The sequence below is a fragment of the Streptomyces venezuelae genome, from assembly GCF_008642315.1.
Taxonomy (GTDB): domain Bacteria; phylum Actinomycetota; class Actinomycetes; order Streptomycetales; family Streptomycetaceae; genus Streptomyces; species Streptomyces venezuelae_D.
Window position 1 is genome coordinate 7035139 of sequence record NZ_CP029192.1, and the last position, 22408, is coordinate 7057546.

Consider the following 22408-nt stretch of genomic DNA (forward strand, 5'->3'; position numbering starts at 1 on the left):
CCCGCGCCCCTGGAGCGCCCCTACGGGGCGTCCCAGGGGCGCCTCATCGCTTCGGCCAGTACCACAAGGGCTCGTCCAGAAAGCCTTCCCGGCCCGCCACCGTCGTTCGGCCCGACTCCTTGAGCAGCTCCACGGAGTTGACATCGACCCGGTGGCGGGCCGCGCCCTTGGCCACCGCTTCGGCGAGAGGGCGGGCGTGGGTCACCAGGACGACCTGCGTGTCCTTCGTCGCGGCGACGATCAGGTCGGCCAGCGGGCGCAGGAGATCCGGGTGCAGGCTCGTCTCCGGCTCGTTCAGGACGAGGAGGGACGGCGGGCGGGGAGTGAGGAGCGCGGCGGCCCACAGGAGGTAGCGCAGCGTGCCGTCGGACAGCTCGGCGGGGCCCAGCGGGCGCAGCAGCCCGTGCTGGTGAAGCTGGAGCTCGAACCGGCCGCCGTTGTCGACGACGCTGACCCGGCTGCCGGGGAAGGCGTCGTCCACCGCCTCGTCGAGCGCCTCGTCGTCGCCGATCTCGCGGATGGTCTGGAGGGCGGCGGCCAGATCCGCGCCGTCGTGGGAGAGGACCGGCGTGCGGGTGCCGATGCGGGCGGCGCGGGCGGGCGCGTCGGCGTCGGTGCGCACGTGGTCGTAGAACCGCCAGGAGCGGATCAGCTCGCGCAGCCGCAGCAGGTCGGGTGCCAGCTGCGGGTCGGCGAACTCGCTCAGCATGCTGTCGTACGGCCGGATGCCCTGGCTGCGGTGCCAGCCGCCGTCGGCCGTGCGGGTGCGCACCGCGGGGCCCGCGCGGTCGCAGAGCAGCGCCGCGGGCCGCAGGACGGGGCCCGCCCAGGTGGACTCGCGCTTGATCTCGGGGTCGAGCTGGAAGAGCGACGGCGCGCCCCGCGGGCCGGCGCCGCTGGACTGGGGGAGGCCGAAGTCCACCGCGTACCCGAACTCGTCGCCGGCGAAGCCGAGCTTCAGTCCTGTGGGCTCGGCCTTCCGCTCGCCCGCCCAGAGCGCGGACGGCAGGCCGCCCTCGCGGGCCAGGGCGGCGACCGCGCCGCCCGTGGCGGAGTCGGCGAGCAGGCGCAGCGAGCGGTACAGGCTGGACTTGCCCGTGCCGTTCGCCCCCGTGATCACGTTCAGCCGGTCCAGCGGGACGATCAGCTTGCGCAGGGAGCGGTAGTTCTCGACGGCGAGTGTGCGGATCATGCGTTTCAGCTTCGCACCCGGGTCTGACAACGCCCTTCGTCACCCGAAGCGGCTGCTGCCGCCGACGCTGCCGTAGTTCGTCCCGCTGAGGTCGATGTTGTTGCCGTTGTGCGCCTTGCGCCGGGCGGACAGGGCGAGGGTGACGACGACGCCGAGGACCGCCCAGGCGGAGAGGACGAGGAGCGGGCGGGTGATCGAGTTCCCGTCGAAGTACGCGATGGAGCGGGCGACCCAGGTGCCCGCGCCCGGCTGCAGCCAGGGCCCGATCGCCTCCCAGAAGGGCGGCAGCATCGGCAGCGGGAAGGCGCCGCCCGCGCTGGGGTTGCCGCCGATGACGACGAGGAGGACGGCCAGGCCGATGCCCACGATGCCGGTGAGTGCCTGCAGGGCGAGGGTGACCGCGCCGACGCCGAAGATCACCAGGGCGCCGAGGCCCCAGAGGCCGAGGACGCTGCCGGGCAGGGCGCCGAGGATCGGCCCGATGATGATCGCGCCGCCGAGCCCGCCGACGATCGAGTAGAGCGCCATGGTGCCTAGCCTGATGACCGCGCGCGGCACGTTGGAGGCCCGGGAGCCCGCGCTGATCGCGAGGATCGAGGCGCACAGGTAGCCGCCGACGCACCAGCCGACGACCAGGTAGAAGGACGAGAGTCCGTTGAAGTCCTGGTCGGAGGCGGGAGCCACGTCGACGGTCTTCACCGTGCGCTTCTCGGCCGCGTCGACGTCGGTGGTGAGCGTGGTGAGGGTTCTGGAGAGGGCGGTGCCGCCGCCGGAGGCGACCAGGAGGGTGTCGGTGGTGCCGCGCGGGTCGACGAGCAGGGCGCCGTCGATGTCGCGGTTCATGATCTGGTGGCGGGCCGCTGCCTCGTCCTTGAGGACGCGCGGGTCGAGCGGGTCGCCGGGGAGCTTCTTCAGCTTGTCGGCGGTCTGCTCGGCCGCGGCGCCGGGGGCAACGACTCCGAAGGGCACGTCTCTGGGCTTCGGATTGTGCAGGGCCCCTACGTAGGAGGCGATGAACAGCAGCTGCAGGGCGAGTACGCCGATGACGAGCAGGGCTGCTCGCGGGGTGACGGCGCTCTTCAATTCGTCGGCGAACCTCATGCCTCCACGCTCCGGGGTGCGGGGCGTTTGCGCAGGTGGGATGGGCCGAACGGACGATACGGGCGGGCCGGGGCAGCCCTCGTACACTAATCGAACGTATGTGTCGTACGTGAGTTCGAAACTGGTCTATGGTGGAGACGGGGGATGTCAGATCGGTTCGGTTCGGAGTTTCAGGAGGTGCGTGTGCCCGGCTTCACGCATCTGCACACCGTCTCCGGATTCTCCCTGCGCTACGGCGCATCGCACCCGGAGCGGCTCGCCGAGCGCGCCGCCGAACGCGGCATGGACGCCCTCGCGCTCACCGACCGGGACACCCTCGCGGGCACCGTCCGGTTCGCCAAGGCCGCGGCCAAGGCGGGTGTGCGGCCACTGTTCGGTGCCGAGCTCGCGGTGGGCGCACCCGCCCCCACGAGGGGGGAGCACCGGCGGGCCCCCGTGCGCGGCGGCGCCTTCATCGACGAGTCGACACCCCGCGTCACCTTCCTCGCCAGGGACGGCGCCACCGGCTGGGCCGCGCTCTGCCGCCTGGTCACCGCCGCGCACCGCGACGGCACGGCGCAGGGGCAGGGGCAGACCCAGGGGCAGCCCGTCCTGCCCTGGCAGGAGAACCACGGCGAGGGCCTGACCGTACTGCTCGGCCCCGCGTCCGACGTCGGGCGCGCGCTCGCCGCGGGCCGCCCCGACCGGGCCGCCCGCCTCCTCGCCCCCTGGCGCGAGCGGTACGGCGACGGACTGCGCCTGGAGTCCGTCTGGCACGGCCGCGAGGGCACGGGCCCCGGCTCCCTGCGCCTGGCCGCGCGCACCGTCGGCTTCGCCGCCGAGCAGGGCGTGCGCCCCGTCCTCAGCAACGCCGTGCGCTACGCGGACCCCGGTCAGGGCCCGGTCGCCGACGTCCTCGACGCCGCACGCCGCCTCGTCCCCGTCGACCCGACCAAGGAACTCGACAGCGGCGAGCGGTGGCTGAAGGGCGCCGACGCCATGCTGCACGTCGCCGAACGCGTCGTCGAGGCCGCGGGCTTCCGCCGCGACACCGCCCACCGCCTCGTCGAACAGACGAGGACGGCCGCCGCCGAATGCCTCGTCGACCCCGAGGACGACATCGGCATCGGCTCCGTACGCTTCCCCGAACCGCACCTCGTCGGCGCGGGGCGCCGCACCGCGCAGCGCGTCCTCGCCTCGCGGGCCGCGGCGGGCATGGTCCTGCGCGGCTACGACTCCCGGCGCGACTACTGGGAGCGGATGCACCACGAGCTGGACATCATCGACCACCACGGATACGCCTCGTACTTCCTGACCGTGGCGCAGGTCGTCGACGACGTGCGCGACCTGGGCATCCGGGTCGCGGCGCGCGGCTCCGGCGCCGGTTCCCTGGTCAACCACCTCATCGGCATCGCGCACGCCGACCCCGTCGAGCACGGGCTGCTCATGGAACGGTTCCTCTCCAAGCGGCGGCACGTCCTGCCGGACATCGACATCGACGTCGAGTCGGCCCGCCGCCTGGAGGTCTACCGCGCGATCATCGGCCGCTTCGGCCCCGAGCGCGTCGCGACGGTCGCCATGCCCGAGACGTACCGGGTGCGCCATGCCGTACGCGACGTGGGCGCCGCCCTGTCCATGGACCCGGCCGACATCGACCGGATCGCCAAGGCCTTCCCGCACATCCGCGCCCGCGACGCCCGCTCCGCGATGAAGGAGCTGCCCGAACTCCGGGAGATCGCCGAGGAGCTGGGCGACCGCGACCGGCTGTGGGGCCTCGTCGAGGCGCTGGACGCGCTGCCGCGCGGTGTCGCCATGCACCCGTGCGGAGTGCTGCTCTCCGACGCCTCGCTGCTCGCCCGCACCCCCGTGATGCCGACCAGTGGAGAGGGCCTGCCCATGTCGCAGTTCGACAAGGACGACGTCGAGGACCTCGGCCTGCTCAAGCTGGACGTGCTCGGCGTGCGGATGCAGTCGGCGATGGCGCACGCGGTGGCGGAGGTCGAGCGGGCCACGGGTGACGCCGTGGACCTCGACGACCCGCGCCAGGTGCCGCCGGGCGACCCGGCGACGTACCGGCTCATCCAGTCCACCGAGACGCTGGGCTGCTTCCAGATCGAGTCGCCGGGCCAGCGCGACCTGGTCGGGCGGCTCCAGCCGGCGACCTTCCACGACCTGGTGGTCGACATCTCGCTGTTCCGCCCCGGACCGGTCGCCGCCGACATGGTGCGGCCCTTCATCGAGTCCCGGCACGGCCGCGCGCCCGTCCGCTACCCGCACCCCGACCTCGCGGAGCCGCTGAAGGAGACGTACGGCGTCGTCGTCTTCCACGAGCAGATCATCCAGATCGTGGACATCATGACCGGCTGCGGGCGCGACGAGGCGGACCGGGTGCGGCGCGGGCTCTCCGACCCCGAGTCGCAGGGCCGGATCCGCTTCTGGTTCGCGCAGCACGCGGCGGCCAGGGGGTACGACGCGGAGACCATCGGCCGCACCTGGGGGATCGTCGAGGCCTTCGGCTCGTACGGCTTCTGCAAGGCGCACGCGGTGGCCTTCGCCGTGCCGACCTACCAGTCGGCGTGGCTGAAGGCCCATCACCCGGCCGCGTTCTACGCCGGGTTGCTCACGCACGACCCCGGGATGTACCCGAAGCGGCTGCTGCTCGCGGACGCGCGGCGGCGGGGCGTGCCGATCCTTCCCCTGGACGTGAACCGGTCGGCGGTCGCTCACCGTATCGAACTGGTGTCCGAGCCGCGTGAGATGTGGGGGCTGCGGCTCGCGCTCTCCGACGTGCACGGCATCAGCGAGGCCGAGGCCGCCCGGATCGCCGACGGGCGGCCCTACACCTCGCTCGTCGACTTCTGGGAGCGCGCCAGGCCCTCCAAGCCGGTCGCCCAGCGGCTCGCGCAGGTCGGCGCGCTCGACGCGTTCGGCGCCAACCGCCGCGACCTGCAACTGCACCTGGCCGAGCTGCGGCGCGGCGCGCGGGGCGCGGCCGGCGCCCAACTGCCCCTGGCGGGCGGCCGGAAGACGGCGCCCGCGGGCCTGCCCGACCTGGACGACGCGGAGCGGCTCAGCGCCGAACTCGGCGTCCTCGGCATGGACTCCTCACGCCACCTCATGGGCGACCACCGCGCCTTCCTGGAGGAGCTCGGCGCGCTCAGCGCCCGGCGCCTGCGCGAGGCCGAACACGGCGCGACCGTCCTGGTCGCGGGCGCCAAGGCCGCCACGCAGACCCCGCCGATCCGCTCCGGCAAGCGCGTCATCTTCACCACGCTGGACGACGGCACGGGCCTGATCGACCTGGCCTTCTTCGACGACGCCCACGAGCGGTGCGCGCACACCGTCTTCCACTCCTGGCTGCTGCTCGTACGCGGCGTGGTGCAGCGCCGCGGGCCGCGCAGCCTCAGCGTGGTGGGCGCGGCGGCGTGGAACCTGGCGGAGCTGGTGGAGGTACGCGCGGAGGGCGGCCTTGACGCGGTGGCGCTGCGCTTGGCGGAACCGGAACCCGTCCCTGAGGGGGAAGAGGAGAGCAAGGACCCGACCGGTGGCCGCCGTATCCGGCTGGCCAACGGTTTCGAGATGAACCCCTGGGCGGACCTGCGTCCGGCGGGCGAGGGGACGGCGACGACACGGAAGCTGTGGCACCGGAGCCCGGGGAGCGCGGGATGAACACCTCCCACGGTGCTGCGAGCACCCTCTACGTACGCTTCCTGCTGCCGCCGATGCACGAGGCACTGCTGCCCCAGCTCCTCTCCCTGTTGGGGGAGTTCACCCCGCAGGTCGAGGCGCTCCCGCCCGACGCCGCGTTCGTCGACGTACGGGGCGCGCGGCGGTACTTCGGGCGGGACGCCGTCGACCTCGCCGCGCTGATCCGGGTGCGGGCGCTCGCGCTGTACGGGGTGGAGTGCGCGATCGGCGCCGGGCCCGGGCCGATGCTGGCGCGGATGGCCGCGCGCGGCGCCGCCCCGGGCGTGACCCGCTCGGTGCCCGAAGGGGCGGACGGCGTAAGGGAGTTCCTCGCAGACCGGCCGGTCGGCGAGCTGCCCGGCATCGGCCGCGCCACCGCCCGCACCCTCTGTGAGTACGGCCTCGACTCCCTCGGGAAGGTCGGCGCCGCGCCCCTGTCCACCCTGCAGCGGCTCGTCGGCGCCCGCGCGGGCCGCGAACTGAGCGAGAAGGCGCGGGGCGTCGACCGCACCCGGGTCGTGCCGAACGCCGCCGCGCGCTCGCTCTCCGTCGAACGGCCCTTCCCCCGTGACGAGCTGGACCCCTTCCGGCACCGCCGCGCGCTGCTCTCCGGCGCGGAGGAGCTTGGGGCGCGGATGCGCGGCGAGGACCAGGTATGCCGCACGCTGGCGCTCACGGTGCGGTACGCCGACCGCACGGGCTACTCGACGATCACCCGTTCCAAGGCACTCCCTGAACGGACCGCTCACTCCACCGAGCTGGCCAGGACCGCGTACCGCATGTACGAGGCGCTGGGCCTCCAGCGGGCCCGGGTGCGGGCCCTCTCCCTGCGCGCCGAGGGCCTCGCTCCCGCCGAACACGCCACCCACCAGCTGTCGTTCGACCCGACGGACGAGAAGACCCGCCGCATCGAGGAGGTCGCCGACCGGGCGCGGGCGAAGTTCGGTCCTGGCGCGATCGTGCCGGGGACGCTGGCGGCGTGACGTCCGGGCCGCGCGCTCGTTGGTGCGTCCGTGAACCCTGCCAGTGATCGCTGGAACTTTTGCCGACGCGTAACTTCACTCCTGCACTACTCGCGCGTAGCTTGTCGTGCACGCAACATCCTGGTGATCCGGATCACGGGGCATCGCATTCCGTCGCCGCAACTCCCTTGAGCCGAGCCGCAAGGAGATCACACGATGCTGCCCTGGAGACGAGCGCTGCGCGCGCTCGCCGCCGCCCTGCTCGTCACGGGCGCGGTCACCCTCACCCCCGTTGCCGCGGCCGCGGCCGACACGCCACAGACCTCGACGGCGTCGACGTCACGGGGCTGGAACGACTACGACTGCAAGCCGTCCGCCGCGCACCCCCGCCCGGTCGTCCTCGTGCACGGCACGTTCGGGAACTCCGTCGACAACTGGCTCGTCCTCGCGCCCTACCTGGTCAAGCGCGGCTACTGCGTCTACTCCCTGGACTACGGCCAGCTGCCGGGCGTCCCCTTCTTCAACGGCCTCGGCCCCATCGACAAGTCGGCCGAGCAACTCGACGTCTTCGTCGACAAGGTGCTCGCCTCGACGGGCGCGAAGAAGGCGGACCTCGTCGGACACTCGCAGGGCGGCATGATGCCGCGCCACTACCTCAAGTTCCTCGGCGGCGCCGCCAAGGTGAACGCCCTGATCGGCCTCGCCCCCGACAACCACGGCACCACGCTGCTCGGCCTGACCAAGCTGCTGCCGTACTTCCCCGGCATCGAGGACCTGCTGACCACCAGGACCCCGAGCCTCGCCGACCAGGTCGCGGGATCGCCCTTCCTGACCAAGCTCAACGAGGGCGGCGACACGGTGCCCGGCGTGCGCTACACCGTCATCGCCACCAAGTACGACGAGGTCGTCACCCCGTACCGCACCCAGTTCCTGAACGGCCCGAACGTCCACAACGTCACCCTCCAGGACCTGTGCCCCCTGGCCCTGTCCGAGCACGTCGCGATCGGCATCCTGGACCGCGTCGCCCACCACGAGGTGGCGAACGCCCTGGACCCGGCGCACGCGACGCCGAGCACGTGCCTGTCGTGACACGTACCCGGCGTCGTTTCCGCTGACTCCGCTCCGACCGACCCGTCCGGGCCTCAGCGGCCGTGGCGTCCGGCGGCCCGGCGGCGGGTCGTCGCGAACATCGCCGCGGCACCGATGGCGAGAATCGCGGCACCACCCATCGCGATGTACGGAGTGGTGCTGTCGCCGCCGGTCTCGGCGAGGTTGTCGTTCGCCGTGGTGACCGGCTTCTCGGCGCCGCCGTTGACCTCCGGCTGATTGGCGTCGGCGGCGTCGTCCGCGGCCGGGGCCGCCGGCGCGGCCCCGGTGGCCTCCGCGCCCGTCTTGGCGTCGGCGTCCCCGTGGCCGTGGTGCTCGACGGAGGACTTGTCGGCGCCGGCCGCGATGTCCTGGTCGGTGGGCGCGGAGGCGGCCGGAGCGGGGGCGGAGCCGCCCGAACCACCGCTGTCCTTCCCGAAGACGACGTCGGAGCAGGTGTAGAAGGCCTCGGGGGAATCGGAGCGCTGCCAGATCGAGTAGATCAGGTGCCGGCCCTCACGGGCGGGAATCTTCCCGTCGAACACGTAATCCCCGTTCTCCATCTTCGGGTCGGTGACCTTGACGAAGGGCTTCTCCTCCAGGTCCGACCACTTCAGGGGCTTCGACGGGTCGTACGACTCCTTCGTGACGAACAGCTCGAAGGAGCCCTTGTGCGGAGCGGTGCCCTTGTAGCGGAACGTGTGGTTGCCCGCGGCCAGCTTGCTGGACGGCCAGTCGGCGCGCGGCAGGTCCAGGCCCTTGTACTTGTCGTTCCCGGCGCTGCACAGTTTCCCGTCCGGGATGATCTCCTTCGACTTCCCGGCGGCGTTGGCGATGTTCACGCCGTTCCAGTCGTAGAAGGCCTGCGCGCCACTGGCCGCGACCGCTGCCTTGCAGGCGGCCGACTTGGGCGACTCCGGCCCCTCCTGGAAGCAGGCGGAGACCCGGCTGACCGGGTCCGTCATCGAGCCGTGCGCGGCGGCGGGCGTGACCGAAAGGGCGGTCAGGGCGAGCGGCGCGACACCGACGGCGGCGATGCTCGCGACCTTGCGGCGTGCAGACATGGCGGTTCTCCTCAAACGGCGGTTCAGGGGACACGGGGCAGTGGCGAACGGGCGGCACGGCCCCCCGATCACCAGCGGCACCGACGGTTCGTCACCGCCCCGGCGACCAGAAAACTAGCCCCTGAAATCCGCGGAATCGCCTGCTGAGGGCGGGGGACGGTGATCCTTATGGTCGCTTTAAGGGAGGGCTAACCGGGGGCTCAGACTGGGCCCCTGCGACGCCCCTGTTTGACCAGTACGTGAGCTACGGGTCGGTCCGGGGGAGTCCATGAGGGGCCGGTGCGGATCGCCTCGTGTGGCCCCCTGCTCGGCTCCCTCGGAGCGCATCGGTGCCGTTGGCTGCTGGCGTGCGACGCCGTGCCCGGCGTGCTGGAGTGGGCCGGTGTTCAAATGCTGGGGCTGATATTGCGCACGGGCAGCGCACTCGGCCTGCCGGAGCAGGTTGACATTCGATTAAAGCGTTTGCCGACGTTCCTGGCCGCCACCCTCAACCATCAGCCACTCGATGCCTGTTCCCCTCGGTCGTCCAGGAGCCCGAAGTCGAATTCCGGGCCCGTCGAGACCACTTCGGTCAGGTCCGAAGGGCGATTTCCGAGCTTCTCCGCACCACCGTCGGCGGCGTAGGCGACTCTGTCGCGTGGTGCCAGAACTTCAGGTTGGGTTCGATGTCACCGCCGACGCTGACAGTGACCTTCAGAGAAAACTCCCGCTTGCCCGCCGCGACCCGCTGCGCGCGACACTCGTCACTGTTCACCAGGAGTCGGGGTTGTCGGCACGCATGGTGCCGGCGCCAATGAGGATCGCGTCCGAGTCAGCCCGTGTCTGGTCGACGCGGTCGAAGTTCTTCCGCTCGACGCCGGACAGTGATCCGAGCACGACCGCGCGGGCCGTGGCGCGCGGCTGAGCCCGCCCGAACCGGTCCGCGATCTGGGGCATGGCCTGGTCGAACATCGCCCGCCGACGGGCGGCGTCCATGCTCTGGCCCGCGGCCACCACACGATCATCGGGAGCCCACACAGCCCCCGATGATCACACGGTGGCCGGTTCGGTGTCCGCTCCCGGTGTGACGAGCACGGCTGAGGTATGGGTGAGCCGGATGCCAGCTCCGTGGATGCTCTCCGGCCCGTCCTCGCTGGTTGCGCGCGCCTGGGCACAGAACCCTGCCAGGTCGCGCAGGACTTCGAACTGCTCAGTGTCGGCGAGGCTCTCGAACCAGCCGACACCCGGTGTGAGGGGGGCGGATGCCTTGTGCCAACTCGTTCAGGGGGACCGCGCGTTCGTCCATCCGGCCCCACGTACGAGCCGCCCCGGCCTCTGGTTGCAACCCAGAAGACCAACAGGGCGCCCGGTACAGCAATAGCCGAGTACTCCTTCCAGGCCGGGAGTTCGGTCTGGCCGTGCTGCTGGCGGTGCGGGATGACGAGTCCGGTGCCCGGGTAGCCGCCGTCGGCGATCGTGAGTGTCTTGCCGATTGCGGCTTTCGCGCCGGACTCCTCCCATGCCTTGCAGTCGTTGCGGTTGCCGGGCAGAGGTTGGCCGACCACGACGACCAGACGGGTGTCGGCGTCGATGACGACCTGGTGGTTGGTGGAGTACCAGTAGTTCTTCGACCGCTCGGCGATCGTGTGGTCGTGGGTGGGGGCCAGGGTGCCGTCCACGATCATGCGGTCTGCCGCCGACTTCGAGATCCCAAACAGCGGGGCGAGCTGGCGCATGGTCAGGTTCGTGCGCCAGTAGGCCGCGACCAGCAGGGCCCGGTCCTCCAGCGGAAGGCTCCACGGCCTGCCCCTGCGGACTGCGTCCGCCACTGCGCGGCGAGTACCGTCACCAGCTTGCCGAACTGCCGTGGGGCTGAGCCCGGTGAACGGGGTTATCCAGGACGGCTCGGACGCTTGATCACACCAGCCACAGCGCGATCGTCTCAAAGATCGACGGCGTGGCACGATGGCCGCCATGTCAGGTCAGCTCTGGGTGTCCCTCATATCGCTGGGCGGCGTAGTCCTCGGCGGCTCGTTGTCCTACCTCGTGCAGCACAGGACTCAACTCTCGGCGGAACGCGCTGAACAACAGCGGCAGCGGATCGCCTTGTCGGAGGCCCGGCGCGGGGAACGGTTGGAGCTGCTGGAGCGGTTCATAGAGGTGGGGGCCGAGGCCGAACGCTCCGCCTTCAGTCGGCCTTCCGAGTGGGAGGACACCGACGCCTGGTTCCTCACGACCCGGGACATCATGAACAGGCTGTGGGTTGCGGAGCGTCTCATCCGTATCCAGTTCCCCCTGCCCGTGCACGACGCGGCACGCTCGTACTTCCTCGACCTCAACCGGACGGTGTGGGAAGGCTTGCCCGACGGCGAGAGCGTGCGCGACTACTTGGAGGACAACCGACTGGCATTTCTGGACGCGGCTCGCGCGGTCATGGGGTAGCACACCGCCACCTCGAAGATCATTTACGGGACAGCCCTCAGGTAAGCGCCACCTTCGTCAACTGCCGCTACCGGCGGCGGGCTTTATCTCGCTCTGCCCGGAAGTCGAGGCGGACGCCGCAGGGGCAACCGCGGCCAGCAGTGCACCAGTCACGACTGCCGAGCAAGTTGGAGCCTTCGGACTCCGCTCAGGTCGTGCCCGAATTGCCCTCACCCAGCCACCGGTACCGCCTCTCGGGCCGCCCCGTCCCCCCGTACCGAAGCGTCACCTCCGCGCGGCGCGTGGTCGCGAAGAATTCCAGGTAGCGGCGGGCGCTCACGCGGGACAGGGAGCCTGCCCGCGCGCACTCCGACGCCGAGAGGCCGGACGGGTGGTCACGCAGGGTCTGTTCCACCAGGTCCGCGGTGTGGGCCGCCAGGCCCTTGGGGAGTTCGCGGGAGCCGGGCGGGCGGGTGCCGAAGATCTGGTCGACGTCCTCCTGGCGGGCCTCCGCCAGGCCGTCCAGGCGGGCCCGCAACGCGGCGACGTGGCGCAACTGCTCCTGCAGGGCCGCCTGGTTGAACGGCTTGATGAGGTAGTGCAGCGCACCGGCCCGCAGCGCAGCCCGCACCACCTCGGCGTCCCGCGCCGCCGTGATGAACAGGGCGTCCACCGGCTCGCGCCCCGGCTCCCGCTCCTCGGCCGCCCGCAGCTCGCGCAGGACCGCGATGCCGTCCATGTCGGGCAGGTACACGTCGAGGAGGACGAGATCGGGGCGCAAATCCCCGGCGAGGCGCACCGCCTCCGCGCCGCTGTGGGCGACCCCGACCACGGTGAAGCCCGGCACCGCCGCGACGTACCGACTGTGCAGCTTGGCGACCATGAAGTCGTCGTCCACGACCAGCACCCGAGTCATCGCCGCAGGCTATGGGCGCGACCACAAGGACCACAACGTCCGTTGGTTCCGGAAGAGAGACAGCTTGTTAACGCCCGGGCAACATGTGGGCCACCTCACAACCGCCTCACAACCAACTACACGCCGACAGGTGGTGGCACACGTGCGCCTGCGCACCCCCCTCGCCCTGTTCGGGGCCGCGCTCCTCGTGCTCGTGGCGCCGCCGCTGCTCACCACGGGCAGCGGCGCCGACACCGGCACACAGATCCCCGGCCTGCGCTTCATGGTCCCCAACACGCCCGGCGGCGGCTACGACATCACCGCACGCACCGCCGCCAAGAACGCCGAGGACGCCGGACTCACCCACAACATCGAGGTGTTCAACCTGCCCGGAGCCGGCGGCACCGTCGGCCTGACCCGGCTCGTCGGCGAGCACGGCAACGGCAAGCTCGCCATGTCGATGGGGCTCGGCGTCGTCGGCGCCGCCCGATCCAACGACTCGCCCAAGACCCTCGCCGACACGACCCCCATCGCCCGGCTCACCGAGGAGCAGGACGTCGTCGTGGTCGCCAAGAACTCCCCGTACAAGACCATCGGGCAGCTCGTCGACGCCTGGAAGGCGGACCCCGGGAAGGTGCCTGTGGGTGGGGGTTCGTCGCCCGGCGGGCCCGATCACCTCGCCCCGATGCTCATGGCCCGCGCCGCCGGCATCGACCCGAAGAAGGTCAACTACGTGCCCTTCGACGGGGGCGGTGAGCTTCTTGCCTCCATCCTCGGGAGCAAGGTCGCCTTCGGGGTCTCCGGAGTCGGCGAGTACCTCGACCAGATCACGTCGGGCGAGCTGCGCCTGCTCGCCGTCACCGGCCCCGAGCGGGTCAAGGGCCTGGACGGACCCACCCTCAAGGAGTCCGGCTACGACGTGGACTTCACCAACTGGCGCGGCATCGTCGCCCCGCCAGGACTCAGCGACGCGGAGCGCGAGAAGCTCACCGGGCTCGTCAAGAAGCTGCACGGGTCCGCCGAGTGGCGGGAGTCGCTCAAGAAGAACGGGTGGGACGACGCCTTCCTCACCGGAGAGAAGTTCGGCGACTTCCTGGACGCCCAGGACAAGCGCGTCGTCTCGGTACTGAAGGAGCTGGGACTGTGAGCACCGACGGCCTCCCCGACCGGCCCGGCAACCCCGCTGCCACCGACGCGCCGCGCGGCCGCCGCGCCTGGCTGCGCGAGCACTCCGAACTCGGCGTGTGCGTCCTGCTCCTCGCGCTCGGCACCCTAGTCCTCACCGACGCCCTCACCATGGACGTCGAGATCGCCCAGCGCGGCCCCATCGGCCCGAAGACCGTGCCGATCGTGGTCGGGGCCGGGCTGCTCGTCGTCGCGCTCCTGCTCGCCGTCGACGTGCTGCGCGGCGGGCGCGGCGAGGCCGAGGGCGGCGAGGACATCGACCTCTCCGAACCCGCAGACTGGCGCACCGTGCTGCTGCTCGCCGGCGTCTTCCTCGCCACCGCCGTCCTCATCGAACCGGTCGGCTTCCCCGTCGCGGGGGCGCTGCTCTTCTGGGGCGCCGCCTACGCGCTCGGCAGCCGCCACCTCGACCGCGACCCGCTCATCGCCGCCGGGCTCTCCGTCGTCACGTACGAAGTCTTCAACAACCTGCTCGGCGTGCCCCTGCCGGGCGGCCCCCTGATGGGAGTGCTGTGACATGGACGCCTTCACCTCCCTCATGGACGGCTTCGGCACGGCCCTGACCCCGATCAACCTGCTGTGGGCCGCCGTCGGCGTGCTGCTCGGCACCGCGATCGGCGTGCTCCCCGGCATCGGGCCCGCGATGGCCGTCGCGCTGCTGCTCCCCGTGACCTACGGACTCGAACCGACCGGCGCCTTCATCATGTTCGCCGGCATCTACTACGGCGCGATGTTCGGCGGCTCGACGACCTCCATCCTGCTCAACACACCCGGCGAGAGCGCCGCCGTCGTCGCGGCCATGGAAGGCCATCCGATGGCCAAGGCCGGGCGGGGCGCACAGGCACTCGCCGCCGCGGCCATCGGGCACTTCGCGGGCGGCATGATCGGCACGCTGCTCCTGGTCGCGCTCGCCCCCACCGTCGCCGACCTCGCCGTCGACATCGGCGCGCCCGACTACTTCGCCATCATGGTGCTCGCGTTCATCGCCGTCACCTCCGTGCTCGGCTCGTCCCGCGTCCGCGGCCTCGCCTCGCTCCTCATCGGCCTGACCATCGGCCTGGTCGGCCTCGACCAGATGACGGGCCAGCAGCGGCTCACCTTCGGCTCGCTCCAACTCGCCGACGGCGTCGACGTGGTCATCGTCGCGGTGGGCCTCTTCGCCATCGGCGAGGCCCTGTGGGTAGCCGCCCACCTGCGCCGCACCAGCGGACAGGCGATCCCCGTGGGCCGCCCCTGGCTGGGCGGGGACGACGTGAGGCGCACCTGGAAGTCCTGGCTGCGCGGCCCCCTCATCGGCTTCCCCTTCGGCGCCATCCCGGCGGGCGGCGCGGAGATCCCGACGTTCCTGTCGTACGTGACGGAGAAGCGGTTGTCGAAGCACAAGGACGAGTGGGGCAAGGGCGCCATCGAGGGCGTCGCGGGCCCGGAGTCGGCGGCCTCCGCGTCGGCGGCGGGCACCCTCGTCTCCATGCTCACGCTCGGCCTGCCCACGACCGCCGTCGCCGCCGTGATGCTCGCCGCCTTCCAGCAGTACGGCATCCAGCCGGGCCCGCTCCTCTTCGAACGCGAGGCGGACCTCGTCTGGGGCCTCATCGCCTCCCTGTTCGTCGGGATGGTGCTCCTGCTGGCACTCAACCTGCCCCTCGCCCCGGTCTGGGCGAAGCTCCTGCGCATCCCGCGGCCCTACCTCTACGCGGGCATCCTGTTCTTCGCGGCCGTCGGCGCCTACGCGGTCGGCGGCGAAGCCCTCGACCTCGTCGTCCTGCTCGTCATCGGCCTGATCGGCTTCGGCATGCGGCGCTACGGACTGCCGGTCCTGCCCGCCGTCATCGGCGTCATCCTCGGCCCGAACGCCGAGCAACAGCTGCGCCGCGCCCTGCAGATCAGCGACGGCGACGCGGGCGGGCTCCTCACGCCGTTCTCCGTGACGGTCTATGGCCTCATCGTCCTGATCGTGGCCTGGCCCTTGTTGAGGAAGGCGGTGGTGCGGGCGCGACGCCGTGACGTAGACGTAGAGGCATGACCACCACCGAGGGCCCCACGGACATCCGCCTCGCCACCGCCGCCGACGTGCCCGCCGTGCGGGCGGTCACCGACGCGGCGTACCACCCCTACATCGCACGCATCGGGCTCGTCCCCCGCCCGATGGAGGCCGATCACGCGGCCGATGTGGCGGCGGGCTTCGTGTACGTCACCGGGGACCCCGTGGTGGGTCTCCTCGTGCTCGTCCCTCGCCCCTACGAAGGACGGCTCCTCCTGGAGTCGATCGCGGTCCACCCCGACGCCGCGGGGCAGGGGGTGGGCCGCCGTCTGCTCTCCTTCGCGGAAGCCCACGCGCGCGAGCTGGGGCTTCCCGAGATCCGGCTCCACACCAACGCCCTCATGTGGGAGAACCAGAAGATCTACGCACGGTACGGATACGAGGTCGTCGAGCGGCGGGTGGACGGGCCGTACGACCGGATCCACTACCGCAAGCGGCTCACGGACGGCTGACGGCGTGGTCGCACCCGCGGCACCTCAGCCGTCCGGCCACCACGTCCGCTGGATGTCCTTGCGGACCTCGGGCCTCTCCTGCGGCCGGGACTCCGCCTCCTGACGCTCCCGCACCTGACGGCTGACGGTCTTGGCGGCGGGTTTGTGCGTGGTCACTCGGCGCATCGCGGCCTCCTGCCTTCTGCTTCCTGCCTTACCGATGTCCATTCAAGGCCCGTCGTAGACCTCTTGCGGCCCGCTTTCTGATCGAGGGCCGAATGTCAGTGGCGGCTGCGACCATCGGGACATGACGAGCAACGAGGCGCCGGAGCCCATCGATTGGGACGCCGCGGCGGCCACCTTCGACGACGAGCCGGATCACGGTCTGCGCGACAGGACGGTGCGCGCGGCCTGGGCGGACCGGATGCGGGACTGGCTGCCGGACACCCCCGGTGACGTCCTCGACCTCGGCTGCGGCACCGGCAGCCTCGCGCTGCTCGCCGCCGGGCTCGGGCACCGGGTCACCGGGGTCGACCTCTCGCCGGACATGGTGGAGCTGGCCCGCGAGAAGCTGGCGGGCCGGGACGCCGAGGTGCTGGTCGGCGACGCGGGCCTGCCGCCGGTCCAGGGGCGGCGGTTCGACGTCGTCCTCGCCCGCCACGTCCTGTGGACCTTCCCGGACCCGGAGGCGACCCTGCGGCACTGGTGCGGCCTGCTGCGCCCCGGCGGAAGACTGATCCTCGTCGAGGGCGTGTGGGGCACGGTGAGCCCGTCCGGGCTCCCCATGTCCCGCCTGGTGGCGGCCCTCACCCCGCTCGTCGCCCGCATCCACTCCGAGCGGCTCTCGGGGGACGCGCGGCTGTGGGGCAGACGCGTCGACGACGAGCGGTACGCGGTGGTGGGCGTGGCGCCGGACGCCCCGGCCCGGCACTCCGAGATCGTCGACGTCCACCTGATCCTGCGCCGCGGCGACGAGGTCCTGCTCGCCCGCCGGTCCGGCACGGGGTACGGGGACGGCCTCCTGCACCTCCCCTCGGGCCACGTGGAGGACGGCGAGGACGTCCGCGCGGCCGTCATCAGGGAGGCCCGCGAAGAGATCGGCCTCGACCTCGACCCCGCCGACCTGCGCGTGGAGGCGGTCGTCCAGCACCGCGGCCCCGGGCAGGCGCCGCGCACCGGATGGTTCTTCTCGGCGGAGCACGGCGCGGGCGGCGAGCCGGTCAACGCCGAGCCGGACAAGTGTTCCGAGCTCGTCTGGCACCCGCTGTCCGCGCTGCCGCACGACATGGTGGCGTACTGCAGGGCGGGCCTGGCCGCCTGGCGCGCGGGGGAGCGGTTCCTCGTGCACTGGCAGTCCGACGGGGAAGCCGTGGCCTACGAGGGCGACCGTGCCACGGCGCCGGAATCCCTCGCCCCCGCGGTGCGGACGGGCGGGGTCCACCACGTGGAGCTGTGGGTGCCCGACCTGGCGGCGGCCAAGGGCCCGTGGGGGTGGCTGCTCGGCGCGCTGGGCCATGTGCCGTTCCAGCGCTGGGGCCACGGCATGAGCTGGCGGCGCGACGAGACGTATATCGTCCTGGAACAGTCCCCGGACCTGCGCCCCGGCGGCCACGACCGGCACCGCCCCGGCCTCAACCACCTGGCGTTCCACGTCGCCGACCGGGCCGGGCTCGACGCGCTCGTGACCGCCGCACCCGACCACGGCTGGTCCCTCCTCTTCGCGGACCGCCACCCCCACGCGGGCGGCGACGGGCGGTACGCGGCGTACCTGGAGGACGCGTGGGGGTACGAAGTGGAACTGGTGGCCGAGTAGCCCAACCCCCGGCCCGACTCCGAACAGTGCCCCGCCCCTCAGCGCAGATCGAACCCCTCGCCCAGCGCCAGCGCCTCCAGCTCGTCCAGGGCGCGGGTTGCCGCGGCGGCCGCCTCCGGGTCCGCTGCGGCGAGCCCGCTCTGCGCGAACTCGTCCTCGTCCAGGCGCAGTACGGTGCCGCGGTCGGGGGAGACCCACAGGTCCAGGTCCAGGTCCTCCACCGTCAGGACGGCGCCGTCGTGGACGGCGGGGCGGGTCACGTCGCAGTACCAGCCCTTGAGGGTCCCGTCCGCGGCGTACACCTCCTTGATCGCGTACCAGCGGTCGCGCCAGTAGTGCTCCACGAAGACGTCGCCCGGCTCGAAGCGCACGAAGCCGAAGTCACGGACCCCGGGTGCCGCCCAGGGTGCCCGGACGGTGAGGTGGTTGCCGTCGTCGTCCAGCAGCTCCGCGGGGTACCGGATCTTCGTGCGGCCCGCCTTGACGAGTGCGACCTCCACGTCGTCAGCCGAGAGTGCGGACATGGCGGACCTCCGTCGCGCAGATCTCGTAGCCGAACCACCTGTTGATCGCCAGCATCGGCTCGTTCCCGGCGTCGTTGCCCGTGAACGCCTCCGTGCAGCCCGCCGCGCGGGCCCGGTGCAGGGAGTCGTTCTTGGCGAGCTTGGCCAGGCCGCGGCCGCGGTGGGCGCGCGCGGTGCCGGTCATGTTGGAGGAGTAGCGGCCCGCGCCGTCCGCGCGGGCCAGGCTGAACGCGGCCGGAGACCCGTCCACGAGCGCCACCGTGGTGAGCTCCTGGCTGACCAGCGGGTGACGCCAGGTCTCGGCGAGCCAGTGCTCGTAGTCCGAGAACTCGGCGGCCACATCGCCCGGTTCGTCCGCCACCGTCTCCGCGTCCAGCGCGAACAGCGGGCGCGCGTCGTCCGCGAACACCGACCCCGCCACCAGCTCGACCCCGGCCGGCGGCTCGCGGCGGGGCGGCAGCGTGCCGTGCGCCAGGTCGAGGCGGAGGAAGTGCGCGCTGCGCCGCGCCCGGTAGCCGCGGCGGGCGGCGAAAGCGAGGTGCGCGGGCTCGTCGAGCACCCACGAGTAGACGTCCCGCACGCCCGCGTCGGCGAGGTACTCCTCCGCCGTGCGCAGGAGCAGCGTCCCGGCGCCCCGGCCGAGCCGCGCGGGATGTACGTAGATGTTGGCGAAGCCCTGGCCCGGCTCGGGGCTGTCATGGGCGACGCCGACCTGCGCCGTGCCGATGACCTCGCCGTCGGTCTCCGCGACCAACTGCCGGTAGCCGGCGTCCGGATGGGCGTGGGCGCGGTCGAAGGCGACCGAGGCGGGCGTGGCGAGCATGGCGGGCACGCAGGCCCGGCGTACGGCGGCGAAACCCGCGTCGTCCGCGGCGGCGGTCGGCCCGTCGCGGTCGAGGGCTCGGACGATCACTGTCATGCGCGGCACGGTACGGGCGGGACGCGCCGCACCGCTCCCCATTTTTCGCGGGGTGCTCCACCCCTCGTTTTCCGCGCCCGTGCGGGACAATCACCCCGTGACGCTGAAGATCGACATCGACGCGGGCGCGAGCGACGCGCCGTACGAGCAGGTGCGCGCCCGGATCGCCGAGCAGGCGAGGTCCGGGGCGCTGCCCGCCGGCTACAAGCTGCCCACCGTGCGGGGGCTCGCCGAGTCCCTCGGACTCGCCGCCAACACGGTGGCGAAGGCCTACCGGGCGCTGGAGGCCGACGGGGTCATCGAGACCCGGGGGCGGAACGGGACGTTCGTCGCGGCGGCGGGCGACGCGGCCGCCCGGGCCGCGTCGACGGAGGCGCAGGCGTACGCCGAGCGGGCCCGCAGGCTCGGCCTCACGCAGGACGCCGCGCTGGCGGCGGTGCGGGACGCGCTGCGCGCGGCGTACGGGAACTCCGGGTAGGGATCACCCGGCCGCCCCGCGCCTACAGATACAGCCCCGAATCCGCCCCCTCCCGCTGCTCCGGCACCGACGTCGGCGACGTGCCCCTGCGCAGGGCGAACAGTTCCGCGAGGGTCGCGCCCTCGCGTGGCACCCCCTCCTCCGTGCCGAGCCACTCCACCGCCTCGGGGCGGGTCAGCGGGCCCACCTCGACGCGGGCCAGGCAGCGGCCGGGGCGGACCACCGCGGGGTGCAGGCGCTCCAGGTCCTCGTTGGTCGTGACCCCCACCAGCACGTTCCTACCCTGTCCGAGCAGGCCGTCCGTCAGGTTGAGCAGCCGCGAGAGGGCCTGGCCCGCTGTGTGCTTGGCCTCGCCGCGGATCAGTTCGTCGCAGTCCTCCAGGAGCAGCAGCCGCCAGCGGCCCTTCGCCGTCCCGTCGTCCTCGCCGATCGCGATGTCCATCAGATAGCCGACGTCGCTGAACAGCCGCTCCGGATCAAGCACGCAGTCCACCTGGCACCAGTCCCGCCACGAGCGCGCGAGGGTCCGCAGCGCCGACGTCTTGCCGGTGCCCGGCGGGCCGTGGAGCAGCAGCAGACGCCCCGAGATGTCCTCGGGCGTCGTCTTCATCAGGGTGTCCATGGCGTCGGCGACCGGCGCCGTGTAGTTGGCCCGGACCTCGTCCCAGGTGCCGGCCGAGATCTGGCGGGTGGTGCGGTGCGGGCCGCGCCGCGGGGATACGTACCAGAAGCCCATCGTCACGTTCTCCGGCTGGGGTTCCGGTTCGTCCTGCGCGCCGTCCGTGGCCCGGCCGAGGACCGTCTCGGCGAGTTCGGCGCTGGTCGCGGTCACCGTGACGTCCGCGCCGCGGTTCCAGCGCGAGACCAGCAGCGTCCAGCCGTCGCCCTCGGCGAGCGTGGCGCTGCGGTCGTCGTCGCGGGCCGCGCGGAGCACCTTCGCGCCGGACGGCAGCAGCGTGGAACCTGGCTTGACACGGTCGATGTTGGCGCTGTGCGAGAACGGCTGCTCGCCCGTGGCGAAGCGGCCGAGGAAAAGGGCGTCCACGACATCCGTGGGGGAGTCGCTGTCGTCGACGTTGAGCCGGATCGGCAGGGCGTCCTGAGGGTTCGCAGACATGCCGACATGATCCGGCACGTGTGCGCCGTTGTGCACCCGTTTTCCGCCGTGCGCCGGAGTCCGGGACCTGTTCCGCCGCCGACCGGTCCCGCTAGCCTGGCCGACGATGGGACGACATGAGTGGAATTCGACCGCGCGACGGTGGCGTCTCACCGCTCTGCTCGGCGTCGGTCTGACCGTGCTCGCCCTGGTGATCACGTTGGTCAGCACACTGCCCGGCGACCGGGGAAGCACCGCTGGCACCACCCCGGACGGGGACAAGGTGCACGGCACGCCCGTCGTCCCGCCCGGCGCCCCCGAGCCGCAGGTGGGCTGGGGCTTCACCCACACCCAGTACAGCGCGGACGAGGGCGGCGACAAGGCCGTCGAGCGCGTCCGCGCCGAACTCGCGGACCAGGGCGGGCCGGTGCCGCAGATCCAGCACATCATGGGCTGGGGGGCGGGCAACCCGGAGCCGGTGAAGGGGCGTTACGACTTCTCGGCGATGGACCGCCGGATGGACTTCGTCCGGGCGAGCAAAGGGACCCCCGTCGTCACGCTGTGCTGCGCGCCCGACTGGATGAAGGGCGGCGAGCCCGGCGCGGACAACACGGACTGGAGCCAGCAGTCGCTGGAGACCGCTCCCGAGCGCGCGCACTACAAGGACTTCGCGAAGCTCGCCGCCACCGTGGCGAAGCGCTACCCGGACGTGCGCCACTTCGTCGTCTGGAACGAGTTCAAGGGCTTCTGGAACGACGAGCAGGGCCGCTGGGACTACGAGGGGTACACCGAGCTCTACAACCTCGTCTACAAGGAGCTCAAGAAGGTCGACGAGGACATCATGGTCGGCGGCCCCTACCTGGTCATGAACAGCGTCGACCCGCGCCAGACCGAGGGTGTCGCGAAGGAGCCGAAGGGCCCCTGGGGCCGCATGGACCAGCGGGTCCTCGACGCCTTCGACCACTGGAACAAGCACAAGGCGGGCGCCGACTTCGTGGTCGTCGACGGCTCCAGCTACACCGCCGACGACGAGCTGATCCCCGACGAGTTCAAGGCCACCGAGAAGTTCACGGACGTCGGCAAGTGGGTGCGGGAGCGGACCGGCGACCTGCCGCTGTGGTGGGCCGAGTACTACGTGGAGCCGGGCGACAGCCAGGACAACCGCGACGACTGGTCCGAGGCGCACCGCGTCGCCGTCCACGCGTCCGGCCTGATGGCGATGGTCCGCGGCGGCGCCACCAGCGGCTTCTACTGGAACCCGCAGAAGCGCGGCAAGAAATGCGCGGGCTGCCTCTGGACCTCGACGGAACTGCCCGACGGGGGAGCGAAGTTGCCGATGCTGGAGCTGATCGAGCGGTTCGGCAAGGAGTTCGGCCCCGGCACGACGTACGAGAAGGTGTCCGTCGCCGCCGACGACCGGCCGCACGTCCGCGTCCTCGCGGACGACGAGGCCGTCCTCGTGGTCAACACCCTCGACCGGCGGATCAGCGCGAAGGTCGACGGGCGGCGCCTCGACATGGCTGGGTACGAGGTGAGGTGGCTGAAGAGGTAACTC

The 22408-nt window shown here is 72.1% G+C and carries 21 protein-coding genes and 1 pseudogene; 11 read left to right on the top strand and 11 right to left on the bottom strand.

Features of this window, described 5'->3' with window-relative positions:
* Positions 1 to 43: 43 nt before the first annotated feature.
* Positions 44 to 1192: an AAA family ATPase gene (locus DEJ48_RS31060; RefSeq protein ID WP_150219491.1), complete on the bottom strand. Its 1149-nt coding sequence runs from the start codon at positions 1190 to 1192 to the stop codon at positions 44 to 46.
* Between the two features lie 39 nt (positions 1193 to 1231).
* A complete protein-coding gene (locus DEJ48_RS31065) occupies positions 1232 to 2293 on the bottom strand; it encodes a DUF3533 domain-containing protein (RefSeq protein WP_150219492.1) in 1062 nt (353 codons plus the stop codon).
* 183 nt (positions 2294 to 2476) lie between these two features.
* On the opposite strand from DEJ48_RS31065, the gene DEJ48_RS31070 reads away from it, so the two are divergent.
* The 3 genes from DEJ48_RS31070 to DEJ48_RS31080 all read left to right on the top strand — a co-directional run bounded on the left by DEJ48_RS31070 (position 2477) and on the right by DEJ48_RS31080 (position 8010).
* Positions 2477 to 5941: a DNA polymerase III subunit alpha gene (locus DEJ48_RS31070; RefSeq protein WP_150219493.1), complete on the top strand. Its 3465-nt coding sequence runs from the start codon at positions 2477 to 2479 to the stop codon at positions 5939 to 5941.
* Entirely contained in the window at positions 5938 to 6942 is a 1005-nt protein-coding gene (locus DEJ48_RS31075) for a DNA polymerase thumb domain-containing protein (protein WP_150219494.1), read from the top strand. Before DEJ48_RS31070 ends, DEJ48_RS31075 begins: the two co-directional genes overlap by 4 nt.
* A gap of 195 nt (positions 6943 to 7137) precedes the next feature.
* Entirely contained in the window at positions 7138 to 8010 is an 873-nt protein-coding gene (locus tag DEJ48_RS31080; protein WP_150219495.1) for an esterase/lipase family protein, read from the top strand.
* A 53-nt stretch (positions 8011 to 8063) separates the two neighbouring features.
* On the opposite strand, the gene DEJ48_RS31085 is transcribed toward DEJ48_RS31080, so the two are convergent.
* The 4 genes and pseudogenes from DEJ48_RS31085 to DEJ48_RS31095 form a co-directional block, all read right to left on the bottom strand.
* Positions 8064 to 9071, bottom strand: coding sequence for a lytic polysaccharide monooxygenase (locus DEJ48_RS31085; RefSeq protein ID WP_150219496.1), 1008 nt, complete (start codon positions 9069 to 9071; stop codon positions 8064 to 8066).
* A gap of 750 nt (positions 9072 to 9821) precedes the next feature.
* On the bottom strand, positions 9822 to 10064 hold the full coding sequence (locus DEJ48_RS41125) for a dihydrofolate reductase family protein (RefSeq protein WP_150219497.1): 243 nt from the start codon (positions 10062 to 10064) through the stop codon (positions 9822 to 9824).
* Positions 10065 to 10100: 36 nt separating this feature from the next.
* The gene (locus DEJ48_RS41130; protein WP_223832530.1) at positions 10101 to 10247 is read right to left on the bottom strand and encodes a DUF5958 family protein; all 147 of its coding nucleotides are present in this window, start codon (positions 10245 to 10247) and stop codon (positions 10101 to 10103) included.
* Positions 10248 to 10438: 191 nt separating this feature from the next.
* Positions 10439 to 10980: pseudogene (locus DEJ48_RS31095) on the bottom strand (transposase family protein); the annotation flags it as partial.
* A 35-nt stretch (positions 10981 to 11015) separates the two neighbouring features.
* On the opposite strand from DEJ48_RS31095, the gene DEJ48_RS31100 reads away from it, so the two are divergent.
* A complete protein-coding gene (locus tag DEJ48_RS31100; protein WP_150219498.1) occupies positions 11016 to 11492 on the top strand; it encodes a hypothetical protein in 477 nt (158 codons plus the stop codon).
* 187 nt (positions 11493 to 11679) lie between these two features.
* Here the strand turns inward: DEJ48_RS31100 and DEJ48_RS31105 are convergent, their stop codons facing one another.
* Positions 11680 to 12387, bottom strand: a complete 708-nt coding sequence (locus DEJ48_RS31105; protein ID WP_150219499.1) for a response regulator — start codon at positions 12385 to 12387, stop codon at positions 11680 to 11682.
* Between the two features lie 142 nt (positions 12388 to 12529).
* On the opposite strand from DEJ48_RS31105, the gene DEJ48_RS31110 reads away from it, so the two are divergent.
* The 4 genes from DEJ48_RS31110 to DEJ48_RS31125 are packed head-to-tail and all read left to right on the top strand — an operon-like array spanning position 12530 to position 16044.
* On the top strand, positions 12530 to 13513 hold the full coding sequence (locus tag DEJ48_RS31110) for a Bug family tripartite tricarboxylate transporter substrate binding protein (protein WP_190537694.1): 984 nt from the start codon (positions 12530 to 12532) through the stop codon (positions 13511 to 13513).
* Positions 13510 to 14067 (top strand): tripartite tricarboxylate transporter TctB family protein, encoded by a 558-nt coding sequence (locus DEJ48_RS31115; RefSeq protein WP_150219501.1) that lies wholly within the window; start codon positions 13510 to 13512, stop codon positions 14065 to 14067. Before DEJ48_RS31110 ends, DEJ48_RS31115 begins: the two co-directional genes overlap by 4 nt.
* Position 14068: 1 nt before the next feature.
* Entirely contained in the window at positions 14069 to 15574 is a 1506-nt protein-coding gene (locus tag DEJ48_RS31120; protein ID WP_150219502.1) for a tripartite tricarboxylate transporter permease, read from the top strand.
* Entirely contained in the window at positions 15571 to 16044 is a 474-nt protein-coding gene (locus DEJ48_RS31125; RefSeq protein WP_150219503.1) for a GNAT family N-acetyltransferase, read from the top strand. The genes DEJ48_RS31120 and DEJ48_RS31125 overlap by 4 nt, the downstream gene beginning before the upstream one ends.
* Positions 16045 to 16068: 24 nt before the next feature.
* Here the strand turns inward: DEJ48_RS31125 and DEJ48_RS39885 are convergent, their stop codons facing one another.
* Complete coding sequence (locus DEJ48_RS39885; protein WP_190537696.1) at positions 16069 to 16209, bottom strand: hypothetical protein; 141 nt, start codon at positions 16207 to 16209, stop codon at positions 16069 to 16071.
* A 121-nt stretch (positions 16210 to 16330) separates the two neighbouring features.
* On the opposite strand from DEJ48_RS39885, the gene DEJ48_RS31130 reads away from it, so the two are divergent.
* Positions 16331 to 17836: a trifunctional class I SAM-dependent methyltransferase/NUDIX hydrolase/VOC family protein gene (locus DEJ48_RS31130; RefSeq protein ID WP_150219504.1), complete on the top strand. Its 1506-nt coding sequence runs from the start codon at positions 16331 to 16333 to the stop codon at positions 17834 to 17836.
* Positions 17837 to 17874: 38 nt separating this feature from the next.
* On the opposite strand, the gene DEJ48_RS31135 is transcribed toward DEJ48_RS31130, so the two are convergent.
* Positions 17875 to 18360, bottom strand: coding sequence for a DUF402 domain-containing protein (locus tag DEJ48_RS31135; RefSeq protein ID WP_150219505.1), 486 nt, complete (start codon positions 18358 to 18360; stop codon positions 17875 to 17877).
* On the bottom strand, positions 18341 to 19279 hold the full coding sequence (locus tag DEJ48_RS31140) for a GNAT family N-acetyltransferase (protein WP_150219506.1): 939 nt from the start codon (positions 19277 to 19279) through the stop codon (positions 18341 to 18343). The genes DEJ48_RS31135 and DEJ48_RS31140 overlap by 20 nt, the downstream gene beginning before the upstream one ends.
* A 97-nt stretch (positions 19280 to 19376) precedes the next feature.
* On the opposite strand from DEJ48_RS31140, the gene DEJ48_RS31145 reads away from it, so the two are divergent.
* Positions 19377 to 19757 (top strand): GntR family transcriptional regulator, encoded by a 381-nt coding sequence (locus DEJ48_RS31145; RefSeq protein ID WP_190537698.1) that lies wholly within the window; start codon positions 19377 to 19379, stop codon positions 19755 to 19757.
* A gap of 22 nt (positions 19758 to 19779) precedes the next feature.
* On the opposite strand, the gene DEJ48_RS31150 is transcribed toward DEJ48_RS31145, so the two are convergent.
* Complete coding sequence (locus tag DEJ48_RS31150) at positions 19780 to 20874, bottom strand: DUF5925 domain-containing protein (RefSeq protein WP_150219508.1); 1095 nt, start codon at positions 20872 to 20874, stop codon at positions 19780 to 19782.
* Between the two features lie 106 nt (positions 20875 to 20980).
* On the opposite strand from DEJ48_RS31150, the gene DEJ48_RS31155 reads away from it, so the two are divergent.
* Positions 20981 to 22405: a GH39 family glycosyl hydrolase gene (locus DEJ48_RS31155; protein WP_150219509.1), complete on the top strand. Its 1425-nt coding sequence runs from the start codon at positions 20981 to 20983 to the stop codon at positions 22403 to 22405.
* The last annotated feature ends 3 nt before the right edge of the window (positions 22406 to 22408 follow it).